Source organism: Pseudoalteromonas lipolytica (genome assembly GCF_003515105.1).
GTDB classification, from domain to species: Bacteria; Pseudomonadota; Gammaproteobacteria; order Enterobacterales; family Alteromonadaceae; genus Pseudoalteromonas; species Pseudoalteromonas lipolytica.
The window spans coordinates 409,029-428,550 of the sequence record NZ_CP032091.1; the positions used below are offsets into that span (position 1 = coordinate 409,029).

Annotated in this window: 15 protein-coding genes; 10 read left to right on the plus strand and 5 right to left on the minus strand. The window is 39.1% G+C overall.

Going from position 1 to position 19,522, the window contains the following annotated elements:
- The first annotated feature begins 47 nt into the window (after positions 1-47).
- Positions 48-257, plus strand: a complete 210-nt coding sequence (locus tag D0907_RS18120; protein ID WP_036972636.1) for a PGPGW domain-containing protein — start codon at positions 48-50, stop codon at positions 255-257.
- Positions 258-355: 98 nt separating this feature from the next.
- Here D0907_RS18120 and ppsA read toward each other — a convergent pair whose 3' ends face one another.
- Positions 356-2,731 (minus strand): phosphoenolpyruvate synthase, encoded by a 2,376-nt coding sequence (gene ppsA / locus D0907_RS18125; RefSeq protein ID WP_036972634.1) that lies wholly within the window; start codon positions 2,729-2,731, stop codon positions 356-358.
- Positions 2,732-2,884: 153 nt separating this feature from the next.
- On the opposite strand from ppsA, the gene ppsR reads away from it, so the two are divergent.
- Positions 2,885-3,694 (plus strand): posphoenolpyruvate synthetase regulatory kinase/phosphorylase PpsR, encoded by an 810-nt coding sequence (ppsR, locus tag D0907_RS18130; RefSeq protein WP_036972633.1) that lies wholly within the window; start codon positions 2,885-2,887, stop codon positions 3,692-3,694.
- 81 nt (positions 3,695-3,775) lie between these two features.
- Here ppsR and D0907_RS18135 read toward each other — a convergent pair whose 3' ends face one another.
- Positions 3,776-5,125 carry a class II 3-deoxy-7-phosphoheptulonate synthase gene (locus tag D0907_RS18135; protein WP_036972631.1) on the minus strand — a complete coding sequence of 450 codons (1,350 nt, stop codon included), beginning with the start codon at positions 5,123-5,125 and terminating at the stop codon, positions 3,776-3,778.
- Between the two features lie 434 nt (positions 5,126-5,559).
- Between D0907_RS18135 and D0907_RS18140 the strand changes: the two genes are divergently transcribed.
- Positions 5,560-6,435, plus strand: a complete 876-nt coding sequence (locus D0907_RS18140) for a DNA replication terminus site-binding protein (RefSeq protein WP_118844975.1) — start codon at positions 5,560-5,562, stop codon at positions 6,433-6,435.
- 66 nt (positions 6,436-6,501) lie between these two features.
- On the opposite strand, the gene D0907_RS18145 is transcribed toward D0907_RS18140, so the two are convergent.
- Positions 6,502-7,716 (minus strand): hypothetical protein, encoded by a 1,215-nt coding sequence (locus tag D0907_RS18145; RefSeq protein WP_036972628.1) that lies wholly within the window; start codon positions 7,714-7,716, stop codon positions 6,502-6,504.
- Positions 7,717-8,486: 770 nt separating this feature from the next.
- Between D0907_RS18145 and D0907_RS18150 the strand changes: the two genes are divergently transcribed.
- From D0907_RS18150 to D0907_RS18165, 4 genes are all read left to right on the plus strand, one after another.
- Positions 8,487-9,725 carry an AAA family ATPase gene (locus D0907_RS18150; protein ID WP_036972627.1) on the plus strand — a complete coding sequence of 413 codons (1,239 nt, stop codon included), beginning with the start codon at positions 8,487-8,489 and terminating at the stop codon, positions 9,723-9,725.
- Between the two features lie 14 nt (positions 9,726-9,739).
- Positions 9,740-10,702: a transcriptional regulator gene (locus D0907_RS18155; protein ID WP_036972625.1), complete on the plus strand. Its 963-nt coding sequence runs from the start codon at positions 9,740-9,742 to the stop codon at positions 10,700-10,702.
- A 415-nt stretch (positions 10,703-11,117) separates the two neighbouring features.
- Entirely contained in the window at positions 11,118-14,258 is a 3,141-nt protein-coding gene (locus D0907_RS18160; protein WP_118844976.1) for a DEAD/DEAH box helicase, read from the plus strand.
- A 227-nt stretch (positions 14,259-14,485) separates the two neighbouring features.
- On the plus strand, positions 14,486-15,952 hold the full coding sequence (locus D0907_RS18165; RefSeq protein ID WP_118844977.1) for a DNA recombination protein RmuC: 1,467 nt from the start codon (positions 14,486-14,488) through the stop codon (positions 15,950-15,952).
- 59 nt (positions 15,953-16,011) lie between these two features.
- Here the strand turns inward: D0907_RS18165 and D0907_RS18170 are convergent, their stop codons facing one another.
- On the minus strand, positions 16,012-16,716 hold the full coding sequence (locus tag D0907_RS18170) for a hypothetical protein (protein ID WP_036972620.1): 705 nt from the start codon (positions 16,714-16,716) through the stop codon (positions 16,012-16,014).
- 125 nt (positions 16,717-16,841) lie between these two features.
- Here D0907_RS18170 and D0907_RS18175 point away from each other — a divergent pair, with 125 nt between their 5' ends.
- Positions 16,842-17,411 (plus strand): DJ-1/PfpI family protein, encoded by a 570-nt coding sequence (locus D0907_RS18175; protein WP_118844978.1) that lies wholly within the window; start codon positions 16,842-16,844, stop codon positions 17,409-17,411.
- Here D0907_RS18175 and D0907_RS18180 read toward each other — a convergent pair.
- Positions 17,406-18,290 carry a LysR family transcriptional regulator gene (locus tag D0907_RS18180; RefSeq protein WP_083633622.1) on the minus strand — a complete coding sequence of 295 codons (885 nt, stop codon included), beginning with the start codon at positions 18,288-18,290 and terminating at the stop codon, positions 17,406-17,408. The genes D0907_RS18175 and D0907_RS18180 overlap by 6 nt on opposite strands.
- A 94-nt stretch (positions 18,291-18,384) precedes the next feature.
- Between D0907_RS18180 and D0907_RS18185 the strand changes: the two genes are divergently transcribed.
- Together D0907_RS18185 and tmpT are read left to right on the plus strand one after the other, a co-directional pair.
- Positions 18,385-18,873, plus strand: a complete 489-nt coding sequence (locus D0907_RS18185; protein WP_075593361.1) for a DUF2938 domain-containing protein — start codon at positions 18,385-18,387, stop codon at positions 18,871-18,873.
- Between the two features lie 9 nt (positions 18,874-18,882).
- Positions 18,883-19,515 (plus strand): thiopurine S-methyltransferase, encoded by a 633-nt coding sequence (gene tmpT, locus D0907_RS18190; protein WP_118844979.1) that lies wholly within the window; start codon positions 18,883-18,885, stop codon positions 19,513-19,515.
- The last annotated feature ends 7 nt before the right edge of the window (positions 19,516-19,522 follow it).

Below are 19,522 nucleotides of genomic sequence, written 5' to 3' on the forward strand. Positions count from 1 at the left end.
CTCAATACTTTTATACTGTTTATTAAAGCATCAAATGAGTAAGGGATATGAAAAAGATTTTATTAGTAAGCTTAGGTATTTTAAGTATGCTACTTGGGTTGATATTTGTCATTGTGCCCGGCCCATCATTACTATTTTTTATAGTGGGATTACTGTGCTTTTCGTTTTATTACCCACTGGCACGTCGCTATTTGGTTTATTGTCAAAAAGCACTCACTAAATCATGTGCTTATTTAGATAAAAAACTAGCGAGATAATTGCCAATCTACGATAACACTTAAGTGCATCGTGATACTTTCTAATTGAGTAAACAAAAATGCCAGCATAATCGCTGGCATTTTTTTATAAACACTAGTTAGTCTGCTAGCTTTTTAGCTAAGTATAACCAAGTTTCTAATACTGTATCTGGATTAAGAGATACAGAATCAATGCCCTGCTCAACTAGCCATGCTGCAAAGTCTTCATGATCTGATGGACCTTGACCACAAATACCTACGTATTTGCCTTTTGCTTTTGCAGTTTGGATTGCCATTGAAAGCAGCTTTTTAATCGCAGGATTACGCTCATCAAAAAGATGTGCAATTAAACCTGAGTCACGGTCAAGACCAAGTGTTAGCTGAGTCAAATCGTTTGAGCCAATAGAGAAACCATCGAAGTATTCTAAGAACTCATCAGCTAATAGCGCATTTGATGGTAATTCACACATCATGATCACTTTAAGACCATTTTCGCCACGTTTTAAGCCATGTTCTTCAAGAAGTTCGATAACACGCTTACCTTCTTCAAGGGTACGTACGAATGGAATCATGATTTCGATGTTCGTCATACCCATTTCGTTACGAACGCGTTTAATTGCTTCACACTCTAGCGCGAAACAATCACGGAAATCTTCAGAAATGTAGCGAGCAGCACCGCGGAAACCAATCATTGGGTTTTCTTCTTCCGGCTCATATTGCTGGCCCCCAACTAGGTTTGCGTATTCGTTTGATTTGAAATCAGACATACGAACAATGACACGCTCTGGTGCAAACGCACACCCTAATGTCGCAATACCTTCAACAAGCTTAGAAATGTAGAACTCAACCGGTGACTCATAGCCAGCCATCATGTCTGAAATTTCTGCTTTTAACTCATCTGATTGCGCATCAAAGTTTAATAGTGCTTTAGGGTGAACACCGATCATACGGTTGATAACGAACTCAACACGTGCAAGGCCAACACCTGCATGAGGTAAACGGGCAAAATCGAATGCACGATCTGGGTTACCAACGTTCATCATAATTTTCATTGGTAGTTCTGGCATTTCATCAACGCGCGAAGTAAGTACTTCGTAATCTAGAATGCCTTCGTAGATATAACCTGTATCACCTTCAGCACACGAAACGGTTACATCTTGGCCTGCTTTAATTAAATCAGTTGCGTTGCCACAACCCACAACAGCAGGTATACCTAGTTCACGAGCAATAATAGCTGCGTGACATGTACGGCCACCACGATTGGTAACAATCGCCGCTGCACGTTTCATGATTGGTTCCCAATCTGGGTCGGTCATATCGGTAACAAGGATATCGCCTTGCTGTACTTTGTCCATCTCGTCTATAGAGTTAAGAACTCGTACCGTACCAGCACCAATTTTGTGACCAATAGCACGCCCTTCGACAACAACATTACTCGAGCCATTTAATTGGAAACGTTCCATTACGTTGGCATCTTCATTTGAGCGAACGGTTTCTGGACGTGCTTGAACAATGTAAAGTTTACCGTCGTTGCCATCTTTAGCCCATTCGATGTCCATTGGACGACCGTAATGTTTTTCGATGATAACAGCTTGCTTAGCCAGTTCTTGAACTTCGGCATCTGTGATTGAGAATTTGTTTGATAATGCAGTATCTACATCTACGATTTCAACTTGCTTACCATGTGATTCATCACTTGAGTAAATCATTTGGATTGCTTTTGAACCGATGTTACGACGAACTACTGCAGGCTTGCCGCTCGCAAGCGTTGGTTTATGTACATAAAATTCATCTGGGTTTACTGCACCCTGTACAACCATTTCACCAAGACCGTAGCTTGATGTGACAAACACAACGTCTTCGAAACCAGATTCAGTATCGATACTGAACATAACACCTGACGATGCTTTGTCTGAACGTACCATGCGTTGAATACCAGCCGATAAAGCAACACCACGGTGATCATAGCCTTGGTGAACTCGGTAAGAGATAGCGCGGTCATTGAATAATGAGGCAAACACGTGTTTGATTGCAGTCATAACTGAATCAATACCACGTACGTTTAAAAACGTTTCTTGTTGTCCTGCGAATGAAGCGTCTGGCATGTCTTCTGCTGTAGCAGATGAGCGAACTGCAAATGATACATCTTGAGATGCGTCGCCATGTAATTGGCTATATGCGTCGCGGATGGCTTGGTCTAGGTTAGGTTGGAATGGTGTGTCGATAATCCATTGGCGGATTTCGGCACCGACTTTAGCGAGTGTATTTACATCATCCACATCCAATGTGTCTAAAATATCGTGGATTTTTGAGTTTAGCCCTGATTGCTCAAGGAACTCGTTAAATGCATCGGCAGTTGTAGCGAAACCACCTGGCACTTGAACACCAGCGTTAGCTAGGTTTGAGATCATTTCACCCAGTGAGGCATTTTTACCGCCAACACGTGGAACATCTTGCATACCAAGCTCTTGATACCAGAGAACGTATTCTTGCACGGATCTTTCTCCATAAAACAAATTGTAGTACTAACTGTGAGAGTTAAGAAAGAAAACCTTCTAAAAAGGTCGCCATCATTCTACACTGGCAACAGACCTCACGTAAACCGTGAAGCCCCTATTTTGCAGATAAAGGTAATAAAAAGGTTAATTATGAGAACTGCATTCTATATTTCTGACGGAACAGCTATCACCTCTGAAGTGTTTGGCCATGCTACATTGTCGATGTTCCCTGTCGATTTTAATCACAAAACAATTCCATTCGTTGAGACAGAAAAAAAAGCAAACGAAGTTAAAAATTTAATCAACTCAACAGCTCAGCGCGACGGCGAACAGCCTTTGGTATTTTTCACTTTTGTGAATCATGAGCTAAGTGAAATTATTAAATCTTCGTGTGCGGTGTGTTACGATTTCTTATCTCAGTACAGTGACCAAATAGCAAAAGAGCTCAAAGTTGCGCCTGTGCCTAAAGTTCACCGTACACACTCTATGCATGAAAAAAGCTACGATTTTAGAATTGATGCCGTTAACTACGCGCTAACAAACGATGATGGCGCTAATATAAAAAACTATGCTGAAGCTGATATAATTTTGGTGGGCGTAAGTCGCAGTGGTAAAACCCCTACTAGCCTCTATTTAGCATTACAATATGGAATAAAAGCGGCAAACTATCCATTGACTGAAGATGACCTAGAGCGTGGCAGCCTACCTGAATGTTTGAAGTCGTATAAACATAAACTATTTGGTTTAACAATCGACCCTGTCAGACTTGCTGATATACGACAGCGACGCATGGCGAACTCAAAATATGCATCATTAAAACAATGTCGAATCGAAGTCCGCGAAGTTGAAATGCTTTATAAAAAGCAAAAAATTCAATATTTGAATTCGACACATCACTCTGTTGAAGAAATATCAGCCAAAATTATATCTGATACAGGGCTTGAGCGTCGTAAGTACTAACCAACTTTTCTTCATAATTAGTATCGGACATAAAAAAGGCTGCACTATGCAGCCTTTTAATACTTAATAAGTAAAGCGAGATTACTTGCGCGCATCCTTTAATAAGTCTGCAACAAGGAAGCCTAACTCTAATACCTGATCTGCATTTAAACGTGGGTCACACTGCGTGCGGTAACGTTGAGCTAAATCTTCATCTGACAGCCCATATGCCCCACCTGTACATTCAGTTACATGTTGGCCGGTCATCTCAAGGTGAACACCACCAGGGTATGAGCCTTCAGCTTTATGGACTGCAAAGAACTGGCTAATTTCACGAAGTATATTATTAAAGCTTCGTGTTTTATATCCTGAGCTCGCTTTTTCAGTATTACCGTGCATCGGGTCTGAGCTCCAGATAACCTTGCGTCCTTCTTGCTGTACTTTACGAACAAGCGCTGGCAGTTTTTCTGGTAGAATGTCTGCACCCATCCGTGTGATTAATGTTAAGCGACCAGGGATATTATCTGGGTTAATTGCATCTATTAACTTAATCAACTCGTCAGGGTCCATGCCAGGACCTACTTTTACACCGATTGGGTTCTTAATACCTTTAAAGAACTCGATATGAGCATGATCTAATTGACGAGTTCGTTCACCAATCCACACAAAGTGCGCAGAACAGTCATACCAATCACCTGATAAATGGTCTCGACGTGTTAGTGCTTCTTCGTAGCCAAGTAATAGCGCCTCGTGCGATGTAAATAAATCTGTTTCTTTTAAACTTGGTGCAACCGTAGAGTCAATACCACATACTTCCATAAACTCAAGCGCATCTTGAATGCGATCTGCAAGTTGTTGGTACTTTTCTTTTAATGGATTTGCAGCAACAAAGCCCATATTCCAACGATTTACCTGGTGCAAATCAGCAAGGCCACCTTGTGCAAATGCTCGTAATAAGTTTAACGTAGCCGCACTGTGGTGATAAGCAGTCATTAAACGTTGTGGATCGGGTATTCGTGCTTGTTCAGTGAATTCAAAATTATTTACAATATCACCACGATATGAAGGTAATGAAACTCCATCAATGGTTTCGTAATCTGACGAACGTGGCTTTGCGTATTGACCTGCCATGCGTGCAATCTTAACAACAGGGCATTTACCGCCATAGGTTAAGACAACAGCCATCTGTAATAGAGTTTTAAATGTATCGCGAATATTGGCGGCATTAAAATCACTGAATGATTCAGCACAATCACCACCTTGAAGTAAAAAGGCACGTCCTTCACATACATCTTCTAATTGTTTAAATAAGCTACGCGTTTCTTCGGCAAACACTAAAGGCGGTGCGCTTTTTAATTGCCCTTCAACTTGTTTAAGGGCTTCTTTATCTGGGTACTCTGGCTGCTGAAGTATCGGCAGGTTTCTCCAACTATCTGGGTTCCACGATTGCATGTTCTTTCCTCATTCCTAACATAGACCGTTAATGAAAACTAACTTAATGCACAGGGTAAGTTCAAGGACTATATTCACCTATTTTCAATTATTTAGTTATTTGATAAACCAAAGCATTGATTGACTGGACATCAACTATATCATAGCTAATTAAAACAAAAGCTTAAGTTAGATTTGCAGAATGTGAGTGAGTAATAAAATTAAGAACACATCTTACCCATAATAAAGCTCAGTGTAACCTCAGCTTTACACTGTATTTAGATAAAAGTAAACAGCAGATTGAAATATTGAAAAAGCATGCTAAGGGATATAATTAAGAACACATCATACTTATATTAATGTTAATGTAAGGTCAGCGTATAAGAAGAATTTATCCTTTGAATATCAAAGGAGCTGAGGTAATATTAACTCATGTTAAAGTAAGATGTGTTCTTATGACTTCTAAATTAGAAATTCGTAGTCAATTTGATTTAGTCAGCGAATTAACCCAATTATTTTGCGATGATCTAAAACAAGTTAGTTTTAAAAAAGCGTTTTATTATCAATTACCAGAAACGGATATTAACGATGAGAAAAAAATACCCTCACTGATTCCTGTCAAAAAGTTCGAAGGTGATGAAGCGCACAAATTAATTATTAACTCGTATTTAGACCTTTATAAAAAACCTGGGATTAGTAGTCGGGTTTTAAAACGTCATCCTGGGTTATTGGTACTTCATGATGTTGATAAAAATCAACTTACAGCCCGTATTCAACAATTGAACAAAGCAAAAGCTGACTTTAAAAACTGTATACTCGCTATCGATAATAATGATGCTCGATTTGAAGCAGTGCATAACGCTGTACCAAATTTAATTACGCTTGCAGCATATCGTAAAATTCATTTTGAAACTGAATCACCCTACTCGGTCAGGTTCACATGGATGCACAAACATGCAACTAAAACTTTATCCAAAAAAATGGCATTGGCCATGCTTGATAAATCGGCGAGTTACTCTAACCCTAGAATGATAGATCAACATACTTGGCAATCTCTTGTTGCACAAGAACAAAGCCGTGTTGCGAGTTTAAATGATAAAGATAAATTAAGAATTCGAAGACCTACCCGTGTTAGTCCACAAGTTAATGTGCGATACACTGCTCAAAACCGATATCATGTGAGTGCCGCATTACCATTCATTCTTATAAATCCAGAACCGGATGTAAAACTTGGTGCACTAAATGATTATCAAAAACCTGAGAGTCATCCACGTAAAAAAGAATATGACTTTTTAGTAGATCGACTTTATTTGGAACAAGTAACAGATTGATTATGTTAAAAAGGCCACTTTAGTGGCCTTTAACATGTAACAGTATTGGAGATAAGAAATATAAATTTAATCTTCGACTATTTCTTCTATTTTATCTTCATCAATTAACACAGCATTCTCAACGATACGTTTACCGCCTTGAATTTCAATTCGTTTATTGTGTTTATTGAGCGCTAAAATTTCATCACAAAATTGATCAGACGGATGCATTTCGTATGTGTAATCAATAATATTACCCGTTTTATCATCTTTCACATTTGTGATGTTGTATTCTGATATCGCGCCTTTTTCTATTAAATCTTTCATCGTTGTGGTCATATCACGACGTAACGCTTTTAATTTATTCTCAGTGATTTCATCTGTTGAATAAATTGAGCCGTACTTTTCCATGATTGATAACAATCTAAAATGATATGTCTTACCTGGCGCAGCATAACGCCAAAGATGATACAAACGTAACATCATCCAGCGAGATAAACCGCGTTTCAGTTCTTGAGCACTATTAAAATAATAGCCTTTGTACTCAAGGTTATCGATCATGTTATGAACAAACGCATTTAAACATGCCACACATTTTACATTACCGCCTTGTCCTTTTTTACCGCTAAAGTGAAGCGACGATAAAAAGTTCATGTTCGACTCGTAAAATGAATCATCAATATCAGAGTTGCGCGTGTCAGTTGCAGAATATTTAAATGACAACTTAGAACCTTGAAGAGCTTCAAGCGATTCTTTAATCTGCGGATACGGCATTGATTGACCAACCGCTTTTAATTCTTGTGCCAACTCATTCATTGAAAAAACAACCGCGTATTGAATACCCGATTTAAAATTAATTTTTACAATTTTACCTTTAGAGGCCAAACGTATTAATGCACGTTCAACTTTTTCTTCACGATCGGATGGCCATACTAAATATTCAATGTCTTCACCATCTTTTCGTGTGCTGACAACTGCTGGGGTAATTTTAATTTCGCCGTCATAGAGAATCCCATCAACTTTTTCTGAAATTCTTCTTGTAACAATTGTCTTTTTTGGTGCTTCTTCAACTGGAAGCTTTTTATGACCTGAACGAACAAAACGTCCCCACAAATCATAATGATTAAAGGTATTTGAGTAAGCTCTCAAACCATGTGCTGCATTTTCAATTGAAACGCGCACATCTTTGTTGTCTGTAAACAGTGCAAGACTTTCATTATCGATTGCACTTTCCACCCCATGGATTTGCCCGCGTAATGTATCGGGGAGGTTATCCACTGAGATGTTGACCTTTCGGCTCATTGTTCTTATTTCCAATTTTTCTTCGACAGTTAATAACAACACATAAAACTTAAAAAGTTAAATGTTTAAGTTAGTATAAACTTGATCCGATCTGAAATATTTTCTTGAGATCAGTTTTATACTAACTAGATTAATTCTAGAACTTTTCAGATCAGATTTTTACTAAGTTATAGTGTATGGGTCAAAATTTTACTAACTCAGTGAATATTATGTCATGTTAAAATTCATTTTCAGGTCAAAAAACACGACACATAAACCCATTTTTACAAAAGCATGTGGATAAATGCTTACTGAGTTAGCATAGATCTGATCTGTACCAACTATAGATCAGATCTATACTAACAAAATGCACTATTCTGATTTTGCTTCAGTGCATAACTCTCTAATTTAGTTAGTAAAATCATGATCTACAGCAGTAAAAATGTGCATAAACTAGTGACTAACCTGTGCATAACTAAGCAGCTGATTTTTTAGTTAGTATTAAGCTGATCTGCGAGTTATAAGAGATCTGATCTTAACCAAGTAAAAACATGATCTGCTTTTTTTAATAATATTCTGGTTAATCAGTAACATAGATTGCTATTTTAGCACGTTAACCTTATATACCTATATCTTTAACCAATTCTAATCTTACTTATTTATACTTAGCTTCAATTAGATTACAAATTTTTCTTAAATGTCTTATTAATAAAAGGCATGTCGTACAAAATAGTTGTTTACAGCAATTTGAATGGACATTATACTTAAAGCATAACTTTGAGGAAGAAAGTATGTCTATTAATAATAATGCGCTAGCCACTTACCGGTTACTAAAAGCAACAGCTGAAGTTGCTGAAAAATCGCTAGAAGGACGTATCCAACATTATCGTGCTCATCTTAAATCGGAAGAAAAAGAACTTCGCACCTATACTCAAAAAGCCGCAGCAGATCTTTTAGGCTGTAATAACAGAACGTTAAAGCGACGTCATGATAATGGTGACTTTGATGAATTAAACATCAAACGAGGTGCAAATGGACATTATGCCTATACGCTAGTCAATATTTTCGCTATGGCAGATATCATGGATATCAAGCCAGATCACCGCACAACAGATGACAAGCTACAAGTTATTGTCATTAACTCTTTGAAAGGTGGCTGTGGTAAAACAACCAGCATGGTTAATATTGCAGCGGCCCTCGCTACAACCAATATTAAACGGTATCGAATTGGTATTATTGACTTAGATCCACAAGGCTCATCATCGAGTTTCTTCCCGCCAAGTGAACCAGATCCAATTACTGTGGGTGACTTAATGCGTGATTGCATTGAGCTTGAAGAAAATGAAACGTGGGACGAACTTGTTACTAATTCATTTTTACCGACTCACATTCCCAATATTCGTATTTTACCTTCTGGTATGGATGATTTTTATTTTGAACATGAAACAGCCACACTGTTAAAAGATAGTTCAAGTTACGATAAAACACGTCACTATCATAAATTATTAGAAAAAGTGATTGAGCCTGTAAAAGATCAATTTGATATTATTTTAATCGATACAGCTCCATCACTTAACTTTATGTTTTATAACGCTTTAATGGCTTCAACATCGATGCTTATTCCTGTTCATCCTGAAGCTGTTGATTTTGATGCAAACAATAAATACTTAAAACGTTTAGGCGAGATCTATCACACGGTTGCTGCTTTAGGGCATCAAGGATGGGATTTTATGCAGTTCCTCGTTACAAATTACGTGAAAGGCAATCATTCACAACGCGATATTGTTAAAGACGTGCGCAGTGCCTTTGGACGTCAAGTTATGAGTTACCCAATAAACCATAGCTCCGCTATCACGGCGAGTTCATCGTCTTTTAATACCATATTTGACCAAAAAACGTCTGACAGTCTCGCAAGTAGAGAATCATTACTACGTGCTCAAGAGAATATTAAAGATGTGGTTGATGAGCTTGAAATGTTGATTCGTTCTAACTGGCAATCAACCCAATCAAAATTGAATACAGCTAAGTAAGGTAAATGATTAAGATGGCTAAAAAACGTAAAAATGATACCAGCTTAGATCCTTTTTCAACGTCAATTGAAAGCAGCAGTCTAGATGCTTTACTTGAACAAGCCAATGCTGGCGATGTTATTAGCATGCCCGCGCCAAGTGATCCTACGCGCCAAATTACCCTGGTATGTAAAGTCATTCCAAGTTCTGAAATCGAATCTAAAACTAAAGTGTATGGCAAGAACCGTCGAGTTCAGTCGTTATTGAATGAAAAATCGGTGGCTGATATTTTGCCGGCTATCGCTGAAGACGGACGAAACCAACACCCTGCCCTTTGCTGGGATAAAGGCACTGAAATGCTTGTTTTAGCCGGCTCACGTCGTCGCAAAGCGTGTATTTTAAGTGGTTCGGACTATTTAGTGCTAAGTTCAGAAGATTTCACAGAACAAGATGCAAAAATACTTGCAGTCTCTTCTGATCAATACATTGCCCCCAGTCTGTGGGAGCTTGGACAAGCTTATCAGCAAACCCGTGATGAATTAATTGCAGAAGGCAAAAAGGGCTCGTACCGTGAGATTGCAGCAATTGAAGGGGTATCACATACAGCAATAGCGGATGCCATTAAAGCCTATGAAAATTTACCCGCTTCTGTACTGAGCCTCTACCCAACAGCGAATCATGTTGGCCGAGAAGTGGCTAAAAAGCTTATTGCGGCGAAAGAGCGTGACGAACAGGCATTCACTCGCCTTGTAAGTGAAATCAGCACTGACAGCGAAATAAACGCCATAAGCAGTGACGATAAGCGTGCGCTAGCCATTACTAAGTACTTAACAGTCGAACCCGCTACGCCAAGCCGTCGTGAATCACTCATAGAAAGTGAATTTGTGACCGTACAGCGAAACATTAAAAGCGGTGATTTATCGGTAAAAATCGATAATAAAGTGATGACTGACAAGCGTTTAGAGCAGCTTACTAAGTTATTAAATAGCTTCAATTAGTTAGTAAAATAGCGATCTGTCACGCTTTTATTGTTAGTAAAAGCGTGATCTCTTACCCTATTTTGTTAGTAAAATACTGATCTAAATATCTTAAAATTTGCTCAATTCGCATCCATAGATCAGATTTTTACTAACTATCTGCCCCTTTACAGGCTATTTAAGCCTTTTCACTGTTTCCTTAGTAAAAAAGTGATCTGTAAAGGCCCTGCCTTGTTATTAAGTTGTTTATATCTTGTGCGTTTGTTGTTCGTTAAATAGTCGAGCCCTCTTTTTTGGCTGTATTTTTTAGACAAAAACATAATTTTACCAACTAATCAGCTCCAACCAGTCCGAAATAAAGGAATAGTGCTTTAGCTGGGCGCTGATAGATCATATACTGGCAGAATTATTTTTTGTTTTTACTGTTAAAAGCGTTATGTCTGCTAACTTATCCAAAAATGACTTATTAGCTATCTTTGAAGAAATCAAACAAGAGCAAGAAACACAGTTTCCGCTGTCAGAGCGATTCATCAAGCAGCTATTTAAGCCGCATGTGCTAAGTAAAGCAAAAGAGTACCATCAGAACGGCCAAATCAATTGGCTTGAGCATAGTAGTGACTTTAGTGTGATTGATGCTTCTATGTTTGGTAACGAAGGGAATACTTTTACCCAGCATATCGAGATCAGTAAATTACCAACCGGATTTTCAGTTGATTCACATTGTACGTGTGGTTCAAAAACAAAGTGCCGTCATATTGCTGCGGTTTTGCTTAAATTAAAAATTGAGCATTCAGGTGATTATGGTGAAGACTATATTATTAATGATTGGTTTAGTGAGCTAAAGACGCTAAAGCAATCAACAACCGACACAGCAAAACATGTATTATTATTTGTTTTAGATGTTGAAAAATCGGCTGTTACCCTTACCCCTAAAATTGCTAATTATGATCCTGAGCATAACTACACATTAGGCCGTAATTTAACAGAACAACAATTAAATAGCTTTGTTACACCGACTGATTTACTCGAAACTGACTTTAGATTATATAGTTGGATCCGCTCTCAAAACGCGCTCGGTAAGCTTGAGTTGAAAGGCTCATGGGGCTTTTCGGCATTACAACAACTCATAGCGACACAACGATTATTTTTAGGCCGTTCTCGCCAGGCTATTAAAGCAGATACCATGCAAGCCTTAGAATTTAGTTGGCAGCAAAATAGTGATTTAACCTCATTATCTTTGTCACTAGCAGGGCAAGATAATTGGTTGTTACTCAAAACGACACCCCCGACTTACCTAGATCCAGACACACTTAAAATTGGCCGTATCCGTACTCCTTTGACTGCAGATGAAATTGCGTTATTGGCTAACATGCCTGCGATACACAACGAAAACTTTGATCGTGTATACCAACAACTCAATGACAATTTTGGTGAGGGTGTTATTCCGCATGCATTTAAGCAAAGTAAAAAGAATCAATCACGTTCTGTCTTTCCCGTTATAAGCATACGCAACGATGAGGGAAATATTGGTCTATCGCTTCAATTTAACTATCAAAATTCACTTTACGAACTAAGCCAAGCCCCCGAGGGGATTATTAATCAATCGCTTGAGAATACCGTTGTTAATGAGCTAACGAACTTAGGGTTTGAATTTTGTAAAGGGGCTTTACAAACCGAGTTTGTATTTAATAAACAATCAGTTATACATGCACACTGGTTGAAATTCGAAATTATCCCTACCCTGCTTAAACGCGGCTGGAAAATTAATGATGAACTTGATGTTAGTAAAGCATTAAAGCAAATATCGCTGCAAGTTGAGCGAGGAAAAGGTCATCAAATAGTTAGTAAAATCGTGATCTCTGGTGTAAAAACGCAGCAACTTTTTACAGCGGATAACAATTTTCAGTCTCTCAATCGTCAAAGTGAACGTTATTATTATTTCAGCGTAGGTAAACGTTTTGCTGTTGTTGATAAGTTAGCGATTACTCAGCTTAATGAATACCGCGAACGTTTTGAGCATATAAAAACGCGTGATGAAATACTCATGCCATTGTCATTTTTACCCCAGTTAATCGCCCAAAAAGCAATTAAAGTCAGTATTGTTGATGATGCCCTTGATGCATATTTAACTGAATTAACGAACACCCATCCGGTGGTTAAAAAGTCCGATATTCAGGGATTGAATGACGGTGTGCAACTTCGAGAGTATCAGCAACATGGTGTTGATTGGCTTAACTTTTTAAAACGTCATCAGTTGGGGGGGATTTTGGCTGATGACATGGGATTGGGTAAAACCTTACAAGTTATTGCCTTTCTAGCGAATGCCAAACAACGGCCTCAAGCTGGCCCTACTTTAATTGTTTGCCCGACCAGCTTGGTAGGAAATTGGCAAAGTGAAATTAATAAGTTTGCGTGTAACCTTAAAATCACCACCGTATTTGGTTCGTTACGAAACGAGCAACTCCAGCAGTTATCGCAGGCCGATTGCATTTTAACAACGTACCCTTTGTTAAAACGTGATATTGCATATTACTCGCCACTGTATTTTGAAAACATCATTCTGGATGAAGCCCAGTACATTAAAAATGATGCCGCGCAGGTATCGCGTTTGGTTAAGCGCCTTAATGCCGATTTTAAATTGTGCTTAAGTGGCACGCCTATCGAAAATAACCTGTTTGAACTTAAGTCGTTGCTCGACTTTGCAATGCCCTCACTCCTGGGTTCGCAAGCGCACTTTAAAACATATTTTCAAACACCTATTGAGCGTGATAACGATGTTAAACGAGCCGATGAACTTAAATCGCTGATCATGCCTTTTATTTTACGCCGAACAAAAGCGCAGGTAACGCAAGAACTTCCCGAGAAAACAGAGCTGGTTAAAGAGTTTGAGTTCGAAGCGAAACAAAAAGAAATTTACACCGGTATAACGCAATCGCTAGAGCAAAAGCTGGTTGACTTGTTTGCCCAACAAGGTGTGCAAAAGAGTAAGCTTGCGTTTTTGGACGCGTTACTAAAATTAAGACAAATTTGTTGTCATCCCAAACTTATTGATCCAACAACTCAGGCAGGTAGTGCAAAGCTTGAATGGCTCTCTAAGCATTTACCCGTTATGTTAAGTGAAGGTCGTAAAGTCATTATATTTAGCCAGTTTACGACCGCTTTAGATGTGATTGCAGAACGTTTAGGTGAGTTGGGAATTACCTTTAGTATGTTGACGGGTCAAACTCGACATCGCAGTCGTGTTATTGAAGAGTTTACCGAAGGTGAATCGTCAGTCTTTTTAATAAGCCTAAAAGCCGGTGGCACCGGGTTAAATTTAACCCAAGCAGATACCGTGATTCACTTTGACCCATGGTGGAACCCTGCAGTTGAAAAACAGGCAACCGATCGGGCATATCGAATAGGTCAAACCAACCCTGTGTTTGTGTATAAATTGATTATGGCCAACTCTGTTGAACAAAAAGTATTTAAAATGCAGCAGCATAAACAAGCGTTAGTTGATGCATTATTTACTGATAAATCAATGAGTTTTACTCAGTTTGATGAAGAGCAGATGTTGGCGCTGATAAAAAATTAAATTTTTTTAAACTTTTTTTGAACTAATCAAATTTAGTGGCGTCTATTATTATGCTTGTTGTTAAATTGCAGTTTACATGAGCATTATGTTGATTTCCCATTTGGTTACTAAATTTAGTAATGTTAGAGCCAGCTCACCTTGAGCTGGCTTTTTTTATGCCTACTCCCCTACTCTGCTGTCATGTAATTCGTTATGATGAAGTGTCTTTAAGTTATTGAGTTTTCATTATGATTACAGAGCTATTAGGCCACATTGATTGGCTTCAGATTGCAAGCGGTTGTGCACTAGGAGTATTGGCAGCAGGTACTGTGCTTTCGTTGCAAAAGAGTCGCTTAAAAAGCCAGTTAGTCGCACTGGAAAATAGCCATCAGTTACAGCAGAATCAATTAGAGCAGAAGCTACAACAGTTACAAGAAAGTCAGTTAACACTGTCGCAGTTACAGCAAGATTACGCAGAGCAACGTGATGAATCTCAACACTTTAAAACCCGCTTTGTCGAGCAAGAAAAGCAAGCGCAGCAATTTAATCAATTTTGGCGACGAGTTGAAGCAGAACTCGCTGACACCAAAGCAATGCTAAATCAACGCGATGTCGATTTAAGTACTTTACGCAGCACCTTAGAACAAAAAGAACTGCACTTTAAAGAACAACTTAATCATATAAAAGACAGTAAAGAACAGCTCAAAAAAGAGTTTGAAAACCTAGCAAATCAAATTCTTGAAGAAAAATCACAACGATTTAAAACGCTCAACCAAGAAAGTATTGAACAGTTATTAAAGCCCGTTCAAGGTGAGTTAAAAGGCTTCCGCGATAAAATGGAGCTAATCCATGTTGAAGACTTAAAACAACGTGCCGCATTAAAAACCGAGCTTTTACATTTACAGGCAAAAAGCCAGGCCATAACAGAACAAGCAGACAGGCTCAGTACCGCTTTGCAGGGGCAAAAGAAAACACAAGGTAATTGGGGCGAGTTAATGCTCGAAAACGTCTTAGACAGTGCAGGGCTTCGCGCAGGAATCGATTATGAGCGAGAAGTGTCATTTAATACTGAAGACGGGCGTCTGCGCCCCGACGTTGTGGTTTATTTACCTCAAGAACGACATTTAGTGATCGACGCTAAAACCTCGCTCAATGCCTATACACGCTACGTTAATGCCGACAATGACCTTGAAGCACAACAAGCACTTAAAGAGCATGTGACTGCGGTGCAATCGCGTATCAATGAATTGGCCAGTAAGGCATACGACAGACTCCCAGGAATTAACTCCCCTGAGGTGGTCGTTATGTTTGTCCCCATTGAGTCTGCATTTGTTGAAGCGCTTAAATATCAGAGTGATATATATCAGCAAGCGATCGAAAAGAATATTTTGGTGGCGACACCAACGACCCTGCTAACCAGTTTAAATATTGTGAAGCAACTGTGGCGATTTGAAGAGCAAACAAAATACTCAAAAGAATTGGCCGCCCGTGCTGAGCGCTTTTACAATAAACTTAATGGCTTTTTAACCAGTATGGAAGGCGTTGGTAAACAGCTCGATCGAGCTAAAGAAAGCTATGATAAGGCTTTTTCACAACTTTACCGCGGAAAAGGAAACTTAATTAAGCAAGCGTCGGAGTTTAAAGAGTTGGGTGTATCTGTGCAAAAAGAGCTCCCGAGTGACAGTGTCGAGAGAGCGCAGTTAGAGCTTGATTAATCCCGTAAATATCCCGCACGTATGCGTTTGTGAAAGCCAACAACATGTTGGCTTTTTAGTTAGTTGATTAGCTCTGCCGAGACGATTCTGTTCAGCATTAAAAAATGGCTAAGCACAGCCTCTTCAAGCTCAAAGATCTGCACTACTTTTTCACCCTTGGCAGATAGCCCAGTTTGCTCCCCCTCAAACTGTATATGCAAACCGAGGCGTTTTAATGTGTTTACATCATAACTGTATATCGGGGCATCACGTTTTTCGGTTATGCCAGGCATCATCCCAATAATGGTTATCGCCTGTTCTACATTAATCGTTTCAAAAAATTGTTTTTCTGCTTCTTGCCACTTTGCAATGTAATTTGTTATTTGCGTATTTTTTTCCATTGGCACATATAACGGTTGCAAAGCTCCTCCATGCCAGCCAATGATCCCCTGCTCTTCAACGCGAACGTCTGGGCTTGCTGTTATCACATAGTTTGCACATGATGAGGCGCACAATTCGCGTACGATCACTTTTAATTGATACTCGTGAACTAAGCCGCCTAAATGGAGACCAGCCATAACATCGCCGCCCTCACTGTTGATCACTAGGGTATCGATTTTGTTTTTGCTATTCACAAGCACGCTTTCGAACATTTCAACATTTTGTCTTGATGTCTCGCCTTGATACAAAACTGTACCTGGCGATATTTCACTGATTTCAGTGACGGTTTGCTCTGTTGATTTACACCCAACAAGCAGACCACACAGTAATAATAATAAACGCATTAACAATGCCTTAAAGATTTATTTGTATACAGTACTAATTTAATAATATGTTATTAACGCTCTGCAAAAATGGCATAGTACGATTTTTTACTTGAGAAATAAATCCACATATTAGGAACAATTGTATGAATATTGGGATCTACATTTATGATGATGCTGAAGTGCTTGATTTTTCGGGTCCGTTTGAAGTGTTCAGCACCGCAAAGCGTTTAGCCAACAATGATTGGCAAGTAAGTTTAATAGCACAGACTAACGGCCCTGTGAATGCGCGTGGCGGATTCAGTGTAAACCCCCATTACAGCTTTGCTGATTGCCCAGAACTTGATGTGTTTATAGTGGTTGGTGGCGACCATACGCATGAGCTTGAAAAAAGCGCAGTGATTGAGTGGTTAATCCACACCGCATCAACAACAAAACGGGTTGCGAGTGTCTGCACAGGCGCATTTTTGTTAGCTAAAACAGGGCTGTTATGCAAAAAAAATGTCACAACTCATTGGCAGGATCAAAGTGATCTCGCTGCTATGTTTAAAGACTTGACAGTGATTGCCAATAAACGTTGGGTAACCGATGGAAAATTTACCACGTCTGGTGGTATTTCTGCAGGCATTGATATGAGCTTAGCGTTAGTGGCAGAGCTGATAAATAAAGAGCACGCTTTATTAACAGCAAAACAAATGGAATACGCATGGCTATAGTGTTTCAGAAATAAACTGTGTCACGAACTGTTTTAGACAAACCGCTTTTTTACTAAGTAATCGCCCGCTTGGCCAAATTGCATATATCTCTCTGCTTTCACCACGCCATAAAGGGAGCACTTGCTTGAGTTGTCCACTTTTAAGCTCATCAATAATCTCAAAGCGTGGTAACAACGCCACACCTTGGCCATCACAGACTAAGTATTTCACAAACCCGGTGTCGTTAAATGTGCTAGCAAACCGGCACATGTAAGTCTGTGTTTCGCCTGTTTTTAGGTTGTTTAGTTGCCATTTATTTCTGAGCGTCGTGCCTATAAGCCGGTGTTGCCTTAAATCTGCTGGGGTACTGAGTGAGGGAGCGTCACTTAAATAGCGCTCTGTCGAGACAAATAATGTATCGACACTGCCTAGTTTCTTTTGTTGGTAGTGTGAATCAGTTTGCGGACCAATACGAATAGCGATATCAGCTTGGTTTTTACTGAGATCGTCACGTTGGTTGTTTAGCAGTAACTCAAGTTGAATTTCTGGGTAGTGTTTCGTGAAGGCAAGCCACATAGGTTTTAAAAATCCATGGCTAATATTCAGGGGTGCGAGTACTTTTAGCTTGCCCGTTAATTTCGCTTTTTGATCGTTTAATTGATGGTGAGTTTGCTCAAATTGCTCCACTAACTCTACGTAGCTTTGAAAGTACACTTCGCCAACGTGAGTTAATGTGCATTGCCTTGCAGTACGATTTAATAGTTTTTCACCAACGCGCTGTTCAAGCCGTTGTAATCGCCTTGAAACTGTTGCTGCTGGTACAGATAGGTAATCGGCTGCTGCTGTAACTCCGCCTTGTTTAACGATATGTATGAACAGTGCAATGTCATCAATCATCATTTCATTTATGCAATCATAGTTTGTTTATATTGTTGTTTTTAGCATTTTTGTAATTGTTTATCATGTTTTTTATGATTCACTACTTGGTATAAATATGACCTTCCTTCAATTTATTCAGGCGATAGTTATTGGCCTTGTTGCCACGCTTTCAATTGATATATGGAGTTATTTTTTTAAAAAGTGCTTTAACCAGACTACATTAAACTTTTGCTTTGTTGGGCGTTGGGCCCTTACTATGGCATCGGGGCAATTTAAACATGTCGATATTGCTGCCAGTGAAGCTAAAGAACGCGAATGTGTTGTTGGTTGGATTTTGCATTACATCATCGGCGCCCTATTTTCTCTGTTTTTTGTGTTATTGATTGGTAAGGAATGGATGACTTCACCGCTATTTTTACCTGCCTGTTTATTCGGATTGTTCAGCACGGTCATGCCATTTTTTGTTATGCAACCTGCTTTAGGATTAGGAGTTATGGCTGTTAATACAGCTAAGCCAAACCAAGCACGTTTGAAAACTCTCACCACCCATTTACTATTTGGTGTAGGGTTATATTTATCAGCTCAATTTGTGTTGTTTATTTAGGAGTTATTGATGGACGCAAAACATTGGCATAATCGTTGGGAAAATAATGAAATAGGATTTCATGAAGGGGATGTTAATCGTTACCTGGATCAGTATTTTACCAACTTGAGTTTGCAACCTGGCGATACCGTATTTGTGCCTCTATGTGGCAAAACGCACGATATTCATTTTTTGTTAGCCAGCGGCATGAAAGTTGTGGGCGCTGAGTTAAGTGAAATTGCAATTAAGCAGCTTTGTCAAGAATTAAACCTCACACCAGAGATTACTAACCATGGCACACTAACGTGTTATCAGAGCGCTAATTTAACTGTGTGGGTGGGAGATATATTTACATTGACTCCTGAACAACTTGGTACGGTAAACGCTGTGTATGATAGAGCGGCATTAGTGGCATTGCCATTATCAATGCGAGTACGTTACACGCAACACATTTTACAGTTAGCCAATAAAGCGCAGCAATTGGTTGTGGTGTTTGAGTATCAACAGAGTGAGTTTTCAGGTCCTCCATTTAATGTTACTGCCAACGAGCTTCATCAGCATTACGACGCGTATTATCAATTAACCTTACTTTGTCGAGAGCCATTAGAAGGGGGGCTTAAAGGGAAAATACCCGCAATGAATACTGTATGGTTGTTAAGTTAGTACTTAC

Coding starts and splice junctions, on each gene's coding strand:
- ppsR (WP_036972633.1), top strand. CDS start 2,885: ATGAGAACTGCATTCTATATTTCTGACGGAACAGCTATCACCTCTGAA.
- D0907_RS18135 (WP_036972631.1), bottom strand. CDS start 5,125: ATGCAATCGTGGAACCCAGATAGTTGGAGAAACCTGCCGATACTTCAG.
- D0907_RS18145 (WP_036972628.1), bottom strand. CDS start 7,716: ATGAGCCGAAAGGTCAACATCTCAGTGGATAACCTCCCCGATACATTA.
- D0907_RS18150 (WP_036972627.1), top strand. CDS start 8,487: ATGTCTATTAATAATAATGCGCTAGCCACTTACCGGTTACTAAAAGCA.
- D0907_RS18170 (WP_036972620.1), bottom strand. CDS start 16,716: ATGCGTTTATTATTATTACTGTGTGGTCTGCTTGTTGGGTGTAAATCA.
- D0907_RS18180 (WP_083633622.1), bottom strand. CDS start 18,290: ATGATGATTGATGACATTGCACTGTTCATACATATCGTTAAACAAGGC.
- D0907_RS18165 (WP_118844977.1), top strand. CDS start 14,486: ATGATTACAGAGCTATTAGGCCACATTGATTGGCTTCAGATTGCAAGC.
- D0907_RS18120 (WP_036972636.1), top strand. CDS start 48: ATGAAAAAGATTTTATTAGTAAGCTTAGGTATTTTAAGTATGCTACTT.
- D0907_RS18160 (WP_118844976.1), top strand. CDS start 11,118: ATGTCTGCTAACTTATCCAAAAATGACTTATTAGCTATCTTTGAAGAA.
- D0907_RS18155 (WP_036972625.1), top strand. CDS start 9,740: ATGGCTAAAAAACGTAAAAATGATACCAGCTTAGATCCTTTTTCAACG.
- D0907_RS18175 (WP_118844978.1), top strand. CDS start 16,842: ATGAATATTGGGATCTACATTTATGATGATGCTGAAGTGCTTGATTTT.
- D0907_RS18185 (WP_075593361.1), top strand. CDS start 18,385: ATGACCTTCCTTCAATTTATTCAGGCGATAGTTATTGGCCTTGTTGCC.
- D0907_RS18140 (WP_118844975.1), top strand. CDS start 5,560: ATGACTTCTAAATTAGAAATTCGTAGTCAATTTGATTTAGTCAGCGAA.
- tmpT (WP_118844979.1), top strand. CDS start 18,883: ATGGACGCAAAACATTGGCATAATCGTTGGGAAAATAATGAAATAGGA.